We start from the raw sequence: 17066 nt of genomic DNA, 5'->3' as shown, positions 1-17066 counted from the left end.
GCGAGACGCTTAGGTTTTATTTGCCAGAAGGCCATTTTAAAAATTTTTCAGCAAAGTGCGCACGAACAAAATCACAAAATTTTGCATTAAAGTGTTCGCCGCTTGATGGCATGACACAATAGCTTTTCAACTCCCCTGCCCATTCAAATGACACAGAGTAAGCATGTAAGTAACCACGATCTGCTGGTGTTCCACTGTACCGATCATCACCAAAAATGGGAGAACCAAGGCTTTTTAAGGCCACACGAATTTGGTGCGTTTTGCCCGTTAATGGCCGCACAATGAAAGCCCGAAAACCATCAAAAGAAGTCGAAAAGAATTGCGTCACGGCCAAGTTGTCATTTTCGGTTGTTAAACGCCATTGCCCACGGCGACTGGGCACCATGCCTCCTTTTATAGACCCTTGCTTTTTTTTAGGCTTACGGTCCGACAGCGCAATATAGCGTTTTTCTATTTGATGTCGCTCAAATAACTCCCCAAACTTTGCGGCCGCTTCTTTGTTCAACGCCACCAGCAAAATTCCCGAAGTCATTTTATCAAGGCGATGAACAGGATAAAACGTCATACTGGGGTAATCTTGCTTTAATGTTTTCATCACCCCACTCTCATCAGATTCAGCGTGGAAACTCATACCAACAGGTTTATTTAGCACCCAAAAATCATCACAACGAAAAATAACGTTAAGCAAAGCAACCTCATACATAAGGATAAAAAAGGCATATAAACAACAGTGTCCCCTCAGGCTATCAGAGAAAGGTCACAACACATAAAAAACATCAAGGTAAACTAATACACTTTATTACGACCCGCTTTCTTCGCCTTGTATAACGCTTTATCAGCCAGCGCCAACACATCCTCAAAAATAACGGTTTCCTGAGACCTAGACGCGACACCAATACTGACCGTAACAGGAATACGAATACCGTGACTCGACACAATATTCAAAGACTCAATCGACGCCCTTAAGAACTCCATTTTCGATATAGCCTCTGAAGCATCCGTATCAGGCATAATAATAACAAACTCTTCACCGCCATAGCGGCCTATTTTATCTTGTTTCCGCAAGCAAAGGGACATCGCACTCGCCCCTTTCTGCAAAACAAGATCACCAGCTTCATGCCCATAAGAGTCATTAATCCTCTTAAAATGATCAAAATCGATAATAGCAAATGAACACACGCCTGAAGATTCCAGCGCTTCGTTAAAAATAGCCAGAGCCTCATTTAATACCTTACGACGATTCGGCAACCCCGTTAATACGTCTCTCTCAGCCAGCTCTCTTAATCTCATATTGACACGAAACAAGCGTCCAACCAGCGCCTGAACAGCCAGTCCAAATGAAAACAAAGAATAAATAAAGACTAAAATAATCGAAACCGTCTGCTCGGATTGATCTAGCAAGAGACCACTACGTGGGGCATATAACTGACATAAGATAAACGCTAAAAATGAACTAACAATAGTGATGACTTGCCAAAATCGCTCACTTTTTTGAAAACTTAAAAAAGAATAGGATGAAAACATGACCAACAGCCACTGTAGGCCACTTCCAGAACCCAATACAAAAAAACAAGAAAAGACGATTTGGGCAATGGCCAAAAAAGGAGCAACAACCCGCATCCAGCTAAGCCATTTGCTTCGATTAATAGAGAAAAGCCAAACAGAAAAGGCAAAACAAAAAAAATAGAGCAAGCTTGCGAATAGATCAGGCTGCCCTAGTGAAAAAACTACCATTAAAAAACAGTCCACTAACGCTATTAATAGCAGGACTAAATTAACAATGTATTTATCACCAAAATCGACATCCGTCTCCAATTCCCCTTGATTTAGTAGCTTTTCAAGCAAATTATATGAGCACAATACCGCTATATTCCTAAAACAAGAGAAAGACTATTCAGCCCTTGACTCAGGGAGAATAATCAATTGGAAACTTTGTGTAAAATAGAAGCATTATTGTACCATTTTATAGCGCACAGTGTATAGAAAATTACATAAGGTAAGACACTAAATCCCCCAAGATAGGCACACTTACCTTGGGGGAGGATGCTATTTCTCAGCTAAACGAAAGCGAGCAATTTGGTGAACCTGTCGCATGGCCATTTTGAACTCTTCCTGTGAAGAATGATGAATCCTCTGCTCAAAAGCCGACAAAATGGCCTCTTTGGTCGCGCCTTTTACCGCCATAATAAAAGGAAAACCGAAGCGCGATTTGTAACGATCATTGTAATCGGTAAAACGCATAAGCTCTTCGGGCGTACATTGATCTAAACCAGCGCCAGCTTGCTCACTACTAGAGTCTTGAGTCACTTCCCCAGCCAATGCCGCCTTACCCGCCAAATCTGGATGAGCTCGCAATAAAGCCAGTTTTGTATCATTCGTACTTTGTTCGACCACATCAAACAACAAACGCGCTAAATGCTCTTTCTTATCATAGTCAGTCAGGCTGTTTTTGTGGCTCATTGCCTGCCATGCCTGTTCAGCAACCCAAGCAGAGTGCTCATACACTGAACCAAACACCGCAATAAACATCTCTTTCGTCATGGTACTTGGTTTAGCGTCAAACACTCCCTCCAATGTCTGAAATTCCATCGGAACGGACAGCTGGTCTGTCATGCTTTTCTCCATATAATTCATTGTTTGTATAATTAAGCTTTTGTTTGATAAGGAAAATGTTCATGCCAGTGTTTGGCAATATCGACGCGTCGTGCACACCAAACATCATCAAACTGACTCACATAACTGAGGAAGCGTCTTAGCCCTGCGATGCGAGCAGGACGACCGATCAGACGACAATGCAGCCCTATAGACAACATTTTTGGTTGCGTTTTTCCTTCTTCATACAAGGTATCAAACGCGTCTTTTAAGTATTGAAAAAAATGCTCGCCTGTATTGAAACCCTGCATCGCCGCAAAACGCATATCATTGGTATCAAGGGTATAAGGTACCATTAATTGAGGTTTCCCCCCTTCCAAACGCCAGAACGGTAAATCATCACTGTAGTCGTCTGCGTTGTATAGAAATCCCCCTTCCTCCGCGACCAAACGACGAGTATTCGGTCCTGTTCGCCCTGTGTACCAGCCTAAAGGACGTTGGCCTGTCAGCTTGGTAATAACATCAATGGCTTTTTTCATATCAGCACGCTCGGTTTCTTCATCCACGTACTGATAGTCAATCCATCGATAGCCATGACTACAAACTTCATGCCCTTCCTCAACAAAAACCTTAGCAATCTCTGGATGACGCTCAAGGGCCATACCAACGGCAAAGATGGTCAACGGAATTCCCATCTCTTTAAACAACGACAGAACACGCCATACCCCAGCACGACTACCATATTCATAAAGGGACTCCATACTCATGTGACGAACACCTTCTCTGGCATCCGTCCCGATCATCTCGGATAAAAACGCCTCCGAGGCCTTATCGCCATGCAGAATGCAATTTTCACCCCCTTCTTCATAATTCAAGACAAACTGCAACGCCACCTTGGCATTCTTAGGCCAATGCGGATGGACTGGTTTTCCTGCATAGCCAACTAAATCACGATCATAAGACATCACATCACCCCATAAAAAAGACAATTCCATGGCAACTTCACCATACACAGTAGATTGCCACAAAATAACATAAAAAAATTGGCACAAATATTGATTAAAAGAAACAAACATTTCATATAAACAAAATGAGCTAAGTGAACCAATCAGTCAACTATTTTATAAGCCCTATAAGAGGGCAAACAAAAAAACCAAAGCACAAAAAAAGTGCGACTTTTTTGGTTAAACGCGCTAATAAGAGACATAAAGTGGCGTGGCTTGTGCAGCATGCAGTTTATATACCGAGTCACTCTATTGTTAATAACACGGCCGGACCTTTTTAAGATGGGAAATTTTTGTGAATAACACCAAAACCGCACAGCATATTTCACCTAGACTGGAACTGATCAATATCAGCAAGCAGTATCCTGGCTGTCTTGCCAATGACAATATTAGCCTGAGCCTCATGCCTGGAGAAATTCATGCTTTGCTGGGAGAAAATGGTGCTGGAAAAAGCACTCTCGTCAAAACCATTTATGGTGTCGTCGCGCCAGACACAGGTCAACTTATCTGGGATGGCAAAGAAATAGAAATCAAATCACCCTCCACGGCGAGAGAGCTTGGGATAGGCATGGTCTTTCAGCATTTTTCTCTGTTCGAAACGCTAACGGTCAGCCAAAATATCGAACTCTGTTTGAGCAAACCTCAACTGGCCTCTATTGGCAATCTTGCTGAGAAAATCCGTCAATTATCCCAAGAGTATGGTTTGAATATCGATCCCCATCGTTACGTACACTCACTCTCAATTGGAGAACGACAACGGGTAGAAATAATGCGTTGTTTAGTCCAATCAGTAAAACTCTTGATTTTGGACGAACCGACCTCAGTGTTGACCCCTCAAGAAGTGTCTGGTCTTTTTAGCGTACTGCGAACACTCGCCGCAGAGGGGTGCAGTATTCTATTCATTAGCCACAAACTGCACGAAGTCACCGAAATTTGTGAAAAAGCCACCATTTTACGAGGTGGCAAAGTCATCAATACTTGCTCTCCTGCAGAAGAAACGTCCCATTCCATTGCTAAAATGATGGTGGGCGACTTAGCAGAACAAGAGGCTGGTTACTCCAAAAAAGAGGGAACGGAGGTACGCTTTCAGATTCATGATCTCTCCCTTAGCACACAACATCCCTTTGGCACTTCACTAAAACACATCAACCTTGAGCTAAAAGCAGGTGAAATTCTCGGTATTGCAGGTGTCGCCGGCAATGGACAAGACGAATTGATGGCCATTATCAGCGGCGAAGACAGCCGTCCCGTCAACGCTCACCTAACCATGAAGAGCCAACCAATTGGCAATTTAAAAACCGCTATACGACGACAGCTTGGCATGGCTTATGTCCCCGAAGAGCGCTTAGGCCGAGGCGCGGTTCCCGATATGAGCTTAACGGAAAATACCCTCCTCACCCACAGTCAAGGCTTTATCAAATACGGCTTAGTCCAATGGAAGCAACTAAAAGACTATGCCAAACAACTGATCAGTGATTACAGCGTCAAATGCCACGGCGAATTTTCTGAAGCAAAAAGCTTAAGTGGCGGGAACTTACAAAAATTCATTATGGGACGCGAAATCGGCCAACGACCTGATGTATTGATTTGCGCACACCCGACATGGGGAGTAGATGTCGGTGCAGCATTAGCGATTCACCAAGCGTTATTAGAACTACGCGACCAAGGGGCTGCCATTTTATTGATATCAGAAGACATTGATGAACTATTCTTACTAGCAGACCGAATGGCAGCCGTATGCGATGGTTATTTGTCTCCTATTGTCCGTACCCAAAACACCAACATAGACCAAATTGGCCAATGGATGGCAGGGACCTTTATTAACAACCAACAGCATGATGCTGACATGTTACAGGAGACCACAGCATGATGCGTATTCAAGCGCGAACGCAACCTAGCCAATTAATGACACTTGTCTCGCCCCTGCTGGCGATTGCTCTCACCCTTATTTTTGGCTGTATTCTTTTTTCGGCGCTCGACAAAAACCCGATTGAGGCGTTGCATGTATTACTCATCGCCCCTTTGTCTGATGGCTATAATGTGGGAGAAATGCTGGTAAAAATGTGCCCCCTGCTACTTTGTGCTGTGGGCTTATCACTTTGTTATCGGGCCAATATGTGGAATATTGGTGCAGAAGGCCAATTACTTGCTGGAGCATTAGGGGGGTCGGCGGTCGCACTAGCCTTTGGCGATTCTACCAGCGCCTTAGCCTTACCTTTAACCCTTTTGGCCGGCGTTGCCTCGGGTATTGCCTGGTCTGCTGTTCCCACCTATTTAAAACTACGCTTCAACTCGAACCTTATTCTCACCACTATTATGTTTAACTACATTGCCTTTTATCTACTGGTGTGGGCAGTCAATGGGCCACTACGAGACCCTGATGGCTACGGTTTTCCTGAATCTGCTATGTTTTCGGATCAAACCATGCTGCCGATTCTCGTTGCGGGAACTCGAATTCATTTGGGCATTTTGCTGTCTCTACTGTCTGCTGTTGTGGCTTGGTTTATCTTGTCTAAAACCCACTTAGGCTTTCAAGTGCGTGTCTTTGGCTCTGACGAACCAGCGGCAACCTACGCAGGCTTTAGCAGCAAAAAGCTCAGTTGGTTTGTTATGCTCCTTGCTGGTGCGCTGGCAGGTCTAGCGGGTGTATGTGAAGTGACTGGCCCCATAGGCCAATTGGTGCCTAACGTTTCCCCTGGATACGGTTACTCCGCCATCATCGTCGCCTATCTGGGTCGCTTACACCCTCTGGGTGCGATTATTGCGGCCATCTTTTTGGCCGTACTCTATATGGGTGGCGATCTGGCACAGATTCAAATGAATATTCCCACTGCGGTGGTCGGTATGTTTCAAGGCGTTTTGCTTTTCTTCTTATTGGCGTGCGATTTCTTTATTCGCAACCGCCTTGTTTTCACTCATCAAGCCACGGCTTAGGAGCCTATTTTGGACGCAGATTTCATAGCACAAATATTATTCTCCGCAATAAAAACAGGTACTCCCTTATTATTTATTGCTCTTGGCGAAGTCATATGTGAAAAGTCTGGGGTACTGAACTTAGGCCAGGAAGGGATGATGCTCATGGGAGCCGTCGTTGGTTTTTTAGCAGCCTACTCAACTGGCAACATGGCATTTGGCGTGCTTGCGGCAATGGCTATGGGTTGTGTCATGAGCCTCATCTTTGGTGTTTTAGTGTTGCACCTTGGCGCCAACCAAGTGGCCACGGGGCTCGCATTAACCATCTTTGGCACAGGATTAAGCGCCTTTGTCGGATCGGATTTTGTCGGTAAAACCATTCAAGGCTTTAATCCCATCCCCATCCCGTACCTATCCTCCATTCCGTACCTTGGCAAAATTCTCTTCGAGCACGATCTGTTGGTCTACCTTTCTTTCATCATGACCGTGCTCATTATGTATGTTGCTAACAAAACTCGCTTGGGACTAACACTCAAAGCCGTCGGTGAAAACCCCAATGCCGCCAATGCCATTGGCATCAAGGTACTTCGGGTCCGCTATTTGGCCATTATGTTTGGTGGTGCCATGACGGGGATCGCTGGGGCTTATATGTCCTTAGTCTATACCCCTATGTGGGCGGAAAACATGACAGCTGGCCGTGGCTGGATTGCCCTTGCGCTGGTGGTCTTTGCTTCTTGGCGGGTTGGACGCATTATGCTGGGAGCCTATTTGTTTGGCTTGGCCAGCATTATGCATTTGGTTCTCCAAGGATTCGGCTGGACCATTTCGACCAACTTATTAGCCATGTTGCCTTATGTGGCGACAGTATTCGTCATGGTCATCATCAGTGCGGATAAATTTAAAGAAAAACTGTTGGCGCCTCGATCACTCGGAAAACCGTTTGATCCAAGACATATGGCCTAACCATGACGCCAATTTAAGCCATAAAAGGCCACATACCAATAACAATAGAATAAAGCGTTCCATTAACAACGACAAAACCGCCGAAGGGCACAAGGAGTTTCATCATGAAGTTAAAGAGTTTATTACTTGGCGTAGGCCTCATGCTTGGCGTCACCATGGCTCAAGCAGAAGAGCCTTTTAAAGTAGGCTTCGTATACGTTGGCCCAGTGGGAGATCTGGGCTGGAGTTACGAGCACGACCAAGGCCGTAAAGAAATGGAGAAATATTTCAAAGGGAAAGTAAAAACGACGTATGTTGAAAACGTGGCAGAAGGCGCCGACGCAGAACGTGTCATTACCCAACTTGTCAAAGCGGGCAACAAAGTCATCTTTACGACATCATTTGGCTTCATGAATGCAACCGTTAAAGCCGCTAAACGCTTCCCTAATGTGGTGTTCGAACACGCCACAGGGTATAAGCGGGCGAAAAATTTAGGCACTTATGTTCTCCGTACCTACGAAGGCCGTTATATTTCTGGTGTTGCCGCTGGATTGCTTACTAAAACCAATACCATTGGTTACATCGGAGCCTTCCCTATTCCGGAAGTTATCCGTGATATCGATGCGACCTACATGGGAGCAAAAAGTGTTAACCCCAATATCAAGCTAAAAATTGTTTGGGCAAACACTTGGTATGACCCAGGTAAAGAAACCGACGCAGCCAATGCTCTAATGGATCAGGGAGCGGACGTACTGATTCAACATACCGACAGCCCTGCGCCACTGATTGCCGCACAAAAACGTGGTGCTCGCGCCATTGGTCAAGCATCGGATCAGAGTAAATTTGCTCCTCAAGCACATATTTTCTCAGTACGTGATCACTGGGCACCCTACTATATAAAAACCGTACAACAAGTGATGGACGGTACTTGGAAGTCGCAGGATTTCTGGGGTGGGTTCCACGACAACATGTTGCAACTGGCTTCCATCAATCCCAACCTGCCAAAAGACGTACGCGCTAAAATTGATGAAACATTGGCTGCCATCAAATCAGGCAAACTCAAACCGTTCACTGGACCTATTAAAGACAATACCGGGAAAATCGTTGTGCCTGCTGGCCATTCGTTGACAGACCAAGAACTAGCAAGAGTAAATTGGTATGTTCAAGGCATTACCGATAAAATCCCCCAATAACAGTCGTTTAATGTAAATGGGTTATCGATTCTCTATAGGCGGAGAATCGATAGCTTTTCATCTATCATTTTAAAAACCGGATCGAAAACAGCGAAAGCACTATTGATAAAAAAGCGAAAGCACTTTATAAAACACCCTACCCCCTTGGCAGAACACCTGTAATGTAACACCTTAAACAGTGTCGCTTTAAGTAGTGGATCAATCGGCATAAGAAAAGCGATCACAGGAGAGAAAACCATATGGGATACCTAACGACGCACATTCTGGACACAACACACGGCACCCCAGCGGCGGGCGTTGCCATCACGCTCTATGAGCTGATCGATGGTGATAAAGTCAAAATTAACACCAGCATTACAAACAGTGATGGTCGCTGTGACCAGCCTATCCTGTCCGAGAAGGACTTTCATCAAGGCGTGTATGAACTAGAGTTTGCCATCGGGGATTATTATCGCCGCTTAGACAAACAGCTTGCGGAGCCACTGTTTTTGGATGAGGTGGTAATTCGCTTTGGTATCAATGATGCAACCAGCCACTACCATGTTCCTGTTTTAGTTTCTCCCTATGGCTACAGTACATATCGAGGTAGCTAAATCATGGATACGAAATGGGTTCAAGAAGCCGCTAAATTGGAAAAATCAGGTATCGATTTTGTGATGGTATCTGTGTTTGCCATAAAAGGTTCTACACCAAGGGAAATCGGCGCTCGCATGCTTGTTACACAGCATGCCATTTATGGTACAGTCGGCGGCGGTCATTTAGAGTGGAAAGCCATTGCGAAAGCAAGGGAAAAACTCAGCGAAAAAGACAGTCAAACGAGCACCGAAGATTATCCCCTTGGGGCGACATTAGGACAATGTTGTGGTGGCTTTGTGACATTACTGTTTGAAAGTGTCCTGCAATCTCCGTTAACCATTGCGATTTTTGGTGCGGGACATGTGGGGCGAGCTATTGTGCATTGTTTAGAAAATATCCCTTGCCATTTAATCTGGGTAGATAGTCGTCAAGATGAGTTCCCGACACAGGTATCGGACAAGGTGACCACTAAAATAAGCGATTACCCCGTTGATGAAGTTGCCGACATGCCTGCCAATACTTTTTATTTGGTACTCACGCACAACCATCAACTGGATTTAGAGCTGACCGAAGCCGTAATAAAACGTAACGATGCGGCCTTTATCGGGGTTATTGGATCGCAAACCAAAAGTGCTCGGTTCCGCCATAAGTTAGCCAATAAAGGCTTCACTCAAGCTCAAATAGACCAAATGCATTGCCCAATGGGTGAACACAATTTGCGCTCAAAGCAGCCTGGGGAAATCGCCATATCCGTCCTTTCCCAGCTGTTAAAGATACGCGCATCACAACACACAAAAGCATCCGCAGCGATGCCCGTTAAATGAAAAAGAGGTATCCCATGAGTGTGGAAACACTGATGACACTGGCCGAAAAAATGCCAAAAACCGAACTACACCTTCACATTGAGGGAACCTTTGAACCCGAACAGATGTTTGCACTGGCTGAACGCAACCAGATCCCGCTAAAATACTCGAATGTTGAAGACCTGAAAGCCGCCTATCAATTCACCAATCTTCAGGACTTCTTGGACCTGTACTATCAAGGCATGTCCGTCCTGTTAAAAGAAGCGGACTTTTATGATTTGACGATGGCCTACCTGACCAAAGTACATCAAGAAAATGTCGTGCATGTGGAGATATTTTTTGACCCTCAAGGGCATCTGTCCCGTGGGGTGGACTTCGAGCCACAAATCAGCGGCATTTATAAAGCGTTAAAAGAAGCAGAAGAACAGTGGGGAATGACGTCTAAACTCATTATGTCTTTTCTGCGCCACTTAAGCGAAGACAGTGCATTTGAAACTCTAGAACTTGCCAAACCCTATCTTGATTGGATTGATGGCGTAGGATTAGACAGCTCGGAAATAGGCCATCCCCCAGAAAAATTTGCTCGCGTTTTCAAAGCCTGCCAAGAGTTGGGACTGAAAGTGACCGCCCATGCTGGTGAAGAAGGCCCTGCAGACTACGTATGGCAAGCCATTGACCTTATACAAGTGGATCGTATTGACCATGGCAACAGAGCACTTGAGGATGAACAGCTCGTTAAGCAAATCAAAGCGCGCAACTTAACCCTCACCGTTTGTCCCTTGTCTAACCTAAAACTGTGTGTGGTCGATGATTTAACAAATCACCCCATTAAGCACATGCTAAAGCTCGGCCTCAACGCTACCGTCAATTCAGACGACCCTGCCTACTTTGGCGGTTATATGGTGGACAACTATCATGCTTTGATAAAAGAGTCCGATCTGAGCAAAGCAGAACTGCACCAATTGGCGAAAAACAGCATTGTCGGTAGCTGGATGTCAGCGGATGCAAAGCAACAGCATCTGGCGACACTTGATCAACTGTTTAGCACGTATTAAAAGTCACCTAGGGAAAAGCAAAACATACTGGGCATCGCCTTCTGTTTTGCTTTTTTATCGCCTGCTGTACGATTTTATCTAAAGTATTCCCCCACTAGGCCGCCCCATTAAGATTTCTTATGGTAAAATGCCTTCTTTTTTCATTAGAGCAAATCCTATGACTGAGACTTCTTCTCTTAACGAGACATTTTTCCGCTTACCGAGTCGCCAACGTTACGACGAAGTCATCGCACTCATTAAGAAAAAGAACAGCATTTGGACCCTATCCGATGCACAAGGCTGCTTAATCCTCCCTCTTGGCCAAGATAAAATATTGCCCATTTGGCCAACACTAGAATTAGCACTTTCATGGGGACAAAAAGACTATCCCGATTTTACCCCTTTAGAGATTTCTAGTATGGATTGGACTGACAAATGGTTACCAGGCATGGAAAAAGATGGTTTTGATGTAGGCGTCGCACCTAACCTTGCTGGGGAATGTATTGTTTCAAGCGCGCAAGAACATGCTGGTGATATTCAAGGCTAACGGCCTTGATATTCGTTTCTCCATAAGGGTTATGTGATGACATGGTCAATGATTCAACCAAATAAGCAAGCAAGACGTTTTCCCGTCTTGCTTAGCCTGTTTGCGGTCATTGCCATTTATGTCGTTCCTCTCATATCACAATTAAACATGCAAGCTCATGGAATGAGCCACATGGATATGAATCCGACGATGCATCAGCATCACAACCTCCCCCATTCACCGACAAAACAGCTAATAACGCTGCCAGCATCATCAATGGTTCACATGGGTGAACATGGTGGTGGGGAAAAAATGACGGACTCGGGCTTCATGGACTTCCATGACCCTGATCATTCCGCTAAGTCAATGGACGATAATGATACCTTAGGGCTTAGGGCAGCTTGTGGCTTTTGTACACTCCTCTTCCACCTTGCCTGCTTAGCGGTACTTACCTTTATCCTGCCAATCTTAGTGGCGATTTCCTATCCCGCTATATCTTATACCATTAGCACTCACCTCTTACCCTCACGCTATTCAAGATTACAGCCAAGAGCCCCACCAAAAACTTCCCACGCTACGTTTATATCATCATACAGCGATCTATTGGCATGACATCCTGATGACGGCACATGACAACCTGTCACGTCATATCATCAAGTTAAGCCGTTACCTAATAGAAAACTGAGACCTTTGAACGATCGTGAAAAGGCTAAGTAGAGGCTTTTCTAACAGTCTTTGCGCCTCTCTTTTACATCGTATCGGCCAAGCACGTCATCGCGCAAAGGGCACCTATCGCTTACTTTATTGTTAGATAAGTTTCGCTCTTTTTAGACGTGGCTTATCCCGTTAGACAGATGAGATTTATGTCCAATTTACCAAACACGAAGAAGCCAGACGCTTCGAAAAATGCCATGTTATTATTGATCACCCGTTTACACTTTTATATTGGCATGTTTGTCGCCCCGTTTATTTTCATCGCGGCGCTGACAGGCACCGCTTATGTATTAACCCCGCAACTTGAGGCTTACGTCTATAAACACGAACTCAAGACTGATAGCACAGGGCCAAATAAACCTTTAACAGAGCAAATAGCCGCTGCTCGCCAATCCTTGTCGAAAGATCTCACCCTATTTGCTGTGCGACCCGCACCGCTACCAGGGGACACCACACGCGTCATGTTTCTCGATCCTAGTACCCTATCGGGTGTTCGCGCTGTCTTTATTGACCCTCATAACTTAGCGGTTCGCGGCAGTTTAGGGGTCTATGGTACCAGCGGTGTCCTGCCCCTTCGTACCACTATAGACTACCTACATCGAACCCTGTTACTCGGTGATTTGGGACGAAACTACAGTGAACTGGCCGCTTCTTGGTTGTGGATTGCCGCGCTAGGTGGCGTATATCTTTGGTATAAGGGAGGTAAAAAAAACCAAGCCGAGCTTGCCACTCGCACACCCTATTTGAGAAAACGTAGAAGTCACTATCAACTTGGTTTAGTGATTTTTCTTGGACTGGTGTTCTTTTCAATTACTGGTCTGACTTGGTCTAAATGGGCCGGTGGTAACATCAGCACAGTCCGCCAATACATTGGTTGGGTCACACCCTCCGTCTCTCTAGATATTAAAAAGACAGCGCACAGCACAGGCATGGGTGAGCATGCAAATCACCTTGGTCATTCAAACAGCACTAATATGGCCATGGCTCAAGCGGCGCCATCAGCAACAGAAACCGACCAGCTTTTCGACAAAGTATTAAATACCGCACGAGCAGCGGGGATCCATTCCACTAAGGTTGAGATCAAACCACCAAGAAAAGCCAATACGGCTTGGTTTGTTCGTGAAATCCATCGGGAATGGCCCACTCAAGTCGACTCTGTCGCCATCGATGGCAGCACCTTAGCGGTATTAGATCATGCGCAATTTGCTCACTTCCCATTGATTGCCAAATTAATCCGTTGGGGAATTGATGCTCACATGGGCTTATTATTTGGTTTAGCCAATCAACTCATATTAGCCGCTTTTGGTTTGTCTTTGTGTGTCATGATTGTTTGGGGATACACCATGTGGTGGCGTCGACGTCCAACCGCTGGGGCCACCTCCAAACCACTGCTAGATGCTTGGAGCAAACTATCACCTACCTGGAAAGCCATTAGCCTTGTAGTAAGCCTCTTTGTTGCGATCAGTCTCCCCGTAATGGGCATCAGCTTAGTCGTGTTTTTACTTATCGACGCGATTCGTTGGCAAAAACGGCTTCGTAGTAAGACCGCAATTCTCCAATAAAGAATCAAACACCCTATTCTGGCAAGAATAGGGTGTTTTTATGGGTAGCCTGTTTTACCGCTTTATGCAGCATATCTTCCTATTAGGCTGTCACATTAGCGCTATTTTTTTGAAATATTTATGAAACATATTTTCATATTTTATACTATACTCAAGCGTTTTCACCCTTCAGTTTGGTTTCTAATATGGCAAATGCGTTAAGTCGATACCGCTCTCCGCTCAAACCCTTTCTTACTTTTTTACTCATTACATTATGCACCTTAACCCTAAGCCGGCTCGCTCTGATCATCTGGCAACATGAGCGCGTCGATTCGTTTAAAGACTGGCTCACCATACTAGGGTTTGGTTTGCGTATTGACTTAGCCTCTTTGGCCTATCTAGCCGCCTTACCCGCACTCTTTGCTGTACTAGTCTCCGGCATTCCTTATATTAATCGTGTCTGGGATATTGTATGCCGCATTTGGCTCTCGGCAGCCTTTGTTTTTTGTGTCTTTATGGAAGCGTCAACACCCGCCTTCATCAACGAGTACAATTTACGCCCAAACCGACTGTTCGTTGAATATTTAATCTACCCCAAAGAAGTGTTTTCCATGCTTATGGCGGGGCATAAACTCACCCTTGCCTTATCGTTACTGGTCACGATTGCCGCTTTTGTGGGCATTTATTATTTAATGCGCAAACAGCACATCACCAACAAGCCACAACCAAAATGGTTTGAACGACCGGTTCTCGCCGTTCTCATTTTACTTCTTGGCGTATTAGCCGCGCGCTCTAGCTTGCAACATCGAGCCATTAATCCAAGCTATACAGCCTTTACCAATGATCCTTTGGTCAATAGCCTAACCCTCAATTCAGCTTACTCCATGCTCTATGCGGTCAGTCAGATGCAAGATGAGGTCAGCTCGTTTCAACTTTATCCGCAAATGAGCAAAGCAGACATTCTCTCCAACATACATAAATCCATGGGACTAAAAGAAGCGGACTTTGTGTCGAAAGACTTCCCCACTTTGCACAAGCAAACCGCGACCCATCAATACAAACACCCCAAAAACCTCGTGATTATTTTGCAAGAAAGCCAAGGGGCACAATTTATTGGCAGCCTAGGAGGCCTACCGCTATCTCCTGAATACGACAAATTAGCCAAAGAGGGCTGGGCTTTTAACCAACTTTACGCAACAGGCACACGCTCTGTGCGAGGAATCGAGGCCGTCGTGACCGGGTTCGTCCCAACACCAGCACGTAGTACGGTTAAACTACCCAACTCTCAAACGGGCTTTTTCACTCTTGCGAAATTACTGGGGCAGAAGGGATACGACACCAGCTTTATCTACGGAGGTGGTGCGCATTTTGATAACATGAAAGCCTTTTTCTTAGGCAATGGTTTCGACAGCATTATTGAAGAAAAGGACTTTGTAAACCCTGAGTTTGTTGCCTCTTGGGGCGTCAGCGACGAAGACCTGTTCAAAAAAGCCAACGAGACATTTATTGAAAAAGCTCAGCATAACAGACCCTTCTTTAGTCTTGTGTTTAGTTCCTCCAATCACGACCCTTTTGATTTTCCTGATGGCAAAATTGAAGATTACAACACACCGAAAAACTCTCGTGAGAATGCGGTAAAATACGCGGATTACGCAGTAGGCAAATTTTTTGATATGGCGAAAAAGTCTAACTATTGGAAAAATACGGTGTTTCTTATTGTCGCCGATCACGATGCCCGCTCTAGCCGACCAGAATTGGTTCCCATTACCAACTTCCATATTCCTGGATTAATCTTAGGCGCAGATGTTCAGCCGCAGGAAGATCATCGTCTTATTAGCCAAATTGATCTAGCACCAACCCTGCTGTCTTTAATCGGTATCAACTCGTCGCACCCGATGATAGGACAAGACCTAACCAAACGAGATGCCAGCTATGTGGGCCGAGCCATTATGCAATTCAATCAAAACCAAGCCTTTATGCGTGGTAATCAAGTGGTCATATTACAGCCCAAATTGCCGCCAAAGACCTTTATTTATCGAAACCATCGTTTAGAAGCCTCTAAAGATGTCAGCCCAGAGCTCATCAGCGAAGCCATTGCCCATCCATTACTCGGCACTTGGCTCTATGAAGACAAAAAATACAACATACCAAGAGAAAGCGAGGAATAAACAAACAGAAGCCGAGCGATGCTCGGCTTCACATTCGACCGGTTAGCGAATTCAGGCTCTTAATGTAAAGCCTTTTTGCCGGATAACGACGATCACAAACCCTGCCATCAAATTTTAGAACGATGATAGCTAAGGATCTGCCCCTTAAAAGGTTTCAGCAAATAACTCGTTTCTAACGGTTTACTTTGACTATGTTGATACCCTAATGACACCATTTTCTTACTAAACACAGCATGATGGCCTCGACCAGGATCAACCAAAATCACTTCACAATCTGGCGCCGCATGACAGTCAATAAAATCCGCTAGCATGTCCACATGGGAGCGCTCATACAACAAATCACTACCAATAATGCAATCATACTGACCTAATGAAGTCTCGCCATCTTGCCAACCAGTTCGTACAAATGGAATGGGGCGATCCCCATTAAGCAATACATTTGCACTCAAAAAACGCCCTGCTTCTGGATGATAATCCGTCGCGGTAATATTGGCATGACGATGATTCAATACCAAGCTGGCCAAACCAATACCGCAGCCCACTTCTAAAATACGTAACCCATCGATGTTATGGGTATACATCAGATGCGCTAACACCTCACCTGAAGGCCAAATAATGCCGAATAGCGGCCAAGTAGCAGAGGAAATACCTAGATTTAGAGCTTCATTCTCATCATCGGAAAATTGTTGATTATCGCGAAGAGTACGTACGTGAATATCGGAAAGATCAAACTCTAATGTTTGATAACGCACACGAAAAGTTGACATAGTTAGCCTAATTAACGCTCAATACCATTGAGCTAAGGGCGTCATACTAACCGTATCGCTGCCATTTACCTACTCAATAACACAAATTAAATGTTGCGTTATGTGCATAAAGCCTGTTCTACCTACACTAGACATACGATAGTTAAAGCCTCTCTAACCCTCTGCTAAGACATACCTAACCATTCGTTAAGAAACAAACCTCCCACATAAATAAACAATCTAAACGCCAACAATAAGGAAAAAATGCGAATAAGTTGTCAGGATACTAACACCTGAACTGAACATACATATAA

Annotated in this window: 16 protein-coding genes; 11 read left to right on the top strand and 5 right to left on the bottom strand. The window is 44.9% G+C overall.

Going from position 1 to position 17066, the window contains the following annotated elements:
- Positions 1 to 16: 16 nt before the first annotated feature.
- The 4 genes from JHD45_RS16465 to puuE form a co-directional block, all read right to left on the bottom strand.
- On the bottom strand, positions 17 to 688 hold the full coding sequence (locus tag JHD45_RS16465) for a TIGR01621 family pseudouridine synthase (RefSeq protein WP_199477610.1): 672 nt from the start codon (positions 686 to 688) through the stop codon (positions 17 to 19).
- 98 nt (positions 689 to 786) lie between these two features.
- Complete coding sequence (locus JHD45_RS16460) at positions 787 to 1860, bottom strand: GGDEF domain-containing protein (protein ID WP_233407885.1); 1074 nt, start codon at positions 1858 to 1860, stop codon at positions 787 to 789.
- A 186-nt stretch (positions 1861 to 2046) separates the two neighbouring features.
- Positions 2047 to 2613 (bottom strand): 2-oxo-4-hydroxy-4-carboxy-5-ureidoimidazoline decarboxylase, encoded by a 567-nt coding sequence (gene uraD, locus JHD45_RS16455; RefSeq protein ID WP_233407884.1) that lies wholly within the window; start codon positions 2611 to 2613, stop codon positions 2047 to 2049.
- 32 nt (positions 2614 to 2645) lie between these two features.
- The gene (puuE, locus tag JHD45_RS16450; protein ID WP_418903783.1) at positions 2646 to 3587 is read right to left on the bottom strand and encodes an allantoinase PuuE; all 942 of its coding nucleotides are present in this window, start codon (positions 3585 to 3587) and stop codon (positions 2646 to 2648) included.
- A 304-nt stretch (positions 3588 to 3891) separates the two neighbouring features.
- On the opposite strand from puuE, the gene JHD45_RS16445 reads away from it, so the two are divergent.
- The 11 genes from JHD45_RS16445 to JHD45_RS16395 all read left to right on the top strand — a co-directional run bounded on the left by JHD45_RS16445 (position 3892) and on the right by JHD45_RS16395 (position 16006).
- The gene (locus tag JHD45_RS16445; RefSeq protein WP_325097329.1) at positions 3892 to 5466 is read left to right on the top strand and encodes an ABC transporter ATP-binding protein; all 1575 of its coding nucleotides are present in this window, start codon (positions 3892 to 3894) and stop codon (positions 5464 to 5466) included.
- A complete protein-coding gene (locus JHD45_RS16440; RefSeq protein WP_199477608.1) occupies positions 5463 to 6530 on the top strand; it encodes an ABC transporter permease in 1068 nt (355 codons plus the stop codon). The genes JHD45_RS16445 and JHD45_RS16440 overlap by 4 nt, the downstream gene beginning before the upstream one ends.
- A 9-nt stretch (positions 6531 to 6539) precedes the next feature.
- Entirely contained in the window at positions 6540 to 7472 is a 933-nt protein-coding gene (locus JHD45_RS16435) for an ABC transporter permease (RefSeq protein ID WP_199477607.1), read from the top strand.
- 104 nt (positions 7473 to 7576) lie between these two features.
- Entirely contained in the window at positions 7577 to 8644 is a 1068-nt protein-coding gene (locus JHD45_RS16430) for a BMP family ABC transporter substrate-binding protein (protein ID WP_199477606.1), read from the top strand.
- A gap of 239 nt (positions 8645 to 8883) precedes the next feature.
- The gene (uraH, locus tag JHD45_RS16425) at positions 8884 to 9237 is read left to right on the top strand and encodes a hydroxyisourate hydrolase (protein WP_199477605.1); all 354 of its coding nucleotides are present in this window, start codon (positions 8884 to 8886) and stop codon (positions 9235 to 9237) included.
- Between the two features lie 3 nt (positions 9238 to 9240).
- On the top strand, positions 9241 to 10044 hold the full coding sequence (gene xdhC, locus JHD45_RS16420) for a xanthine dehydrogenase accessory protein XdhC (RefSeq protein WP_199477604.1): 804 nt from the start codon (positions 9241 to 9243) through the stop codon (positions 10042 to 10044).
- A gap of 14 nt (positions 10045 to 10058) precedes the next feature.
- On the top strand, positions 10059 to 11078 hold the full coding sequence (locus JHD45_RS16415) for an adenosine deaminase (RefSeq protein WP_199477603.1): 1020 nt from the start codon (positions 10059 to 10061) through the stop codon (positions 11076 to 11078).
- 157 nt (positions 11079 to 11235) lie between these two features.
- Positions 11236 to 11604: a DUF2750 domain-containing protein gene (locus JHD45_RS16410; protein WP_199477602.1), complete on the top strand. Its 369-nt coding sequence runs from the start codon at positions 11236 to 11238 to the stop codon at positions 11602 to 11604.
- Between the two features lie 36 nt (positions 11605 to 11640).
- Positions 11641 to 12195, top strand: coding sequence for a DUF2946 domain-containing protein (locus JHD45_RS16405; protein ID WP_199477601.1), 555 nt, complete (start codon positions 11641 to 11643; stop codon positions 12193 to 12195).
- A gap of 251 nt (positions 12196 to 12446) precedes the next feature.
- A complete protein-coding gene (locus JHD45_RS16400; RefSeq protein ID WP_199477600.1) occupies positions 12447 to 13859 on the top strand; it encodes a PepSY-associated TM helix domain-containing protein in 1413 nt (470 codons plus the stop codon).
- 185 nt (positions 13860 to 14044) lie between these two features.
- A complete protein-coding gene (locus JHD45_RS16395) occupies positions 14045 to 16006 on the top strand; it encodes an LTA synthase family protein (RefSeq protein WP_199477599.1) in 1962 nt (653 codons plus the stop codon).
- Positions 16007 to 16113: 107 nt separating this feature from the next.
- On the opposite strand, the gene JHD45_RS16390 is transcribed toward JHD45_RS16395, so the two are convergent.
- Entirely contained in the window at positions 16114 to 16773 is a 660-nt protein-coding gene (locus JHD45_RS16390) for a class I SAM-dependent methyltransferase (protein ID WP_199477598.1), read from the bottom strand.
- Between the last annotated feature and the right edge of the window lie 293 nt (positions 16774 to 17066).

The organism is Marinomonas spartinae (assembly GCF_016461715.1).
GTDB classification, from domain to species: domain Bacteria; phylum Pseudomonadota; class Gammaproteobacteria; order Pseudomonadales; family Marinomonadaceae; genus Marinomonas; species Marinomonas spartinae_A.
Note: the sequence above shows the minus strand (reverse complement) of the source record. Positions and strands in the feature narration are given on the sequence as shown.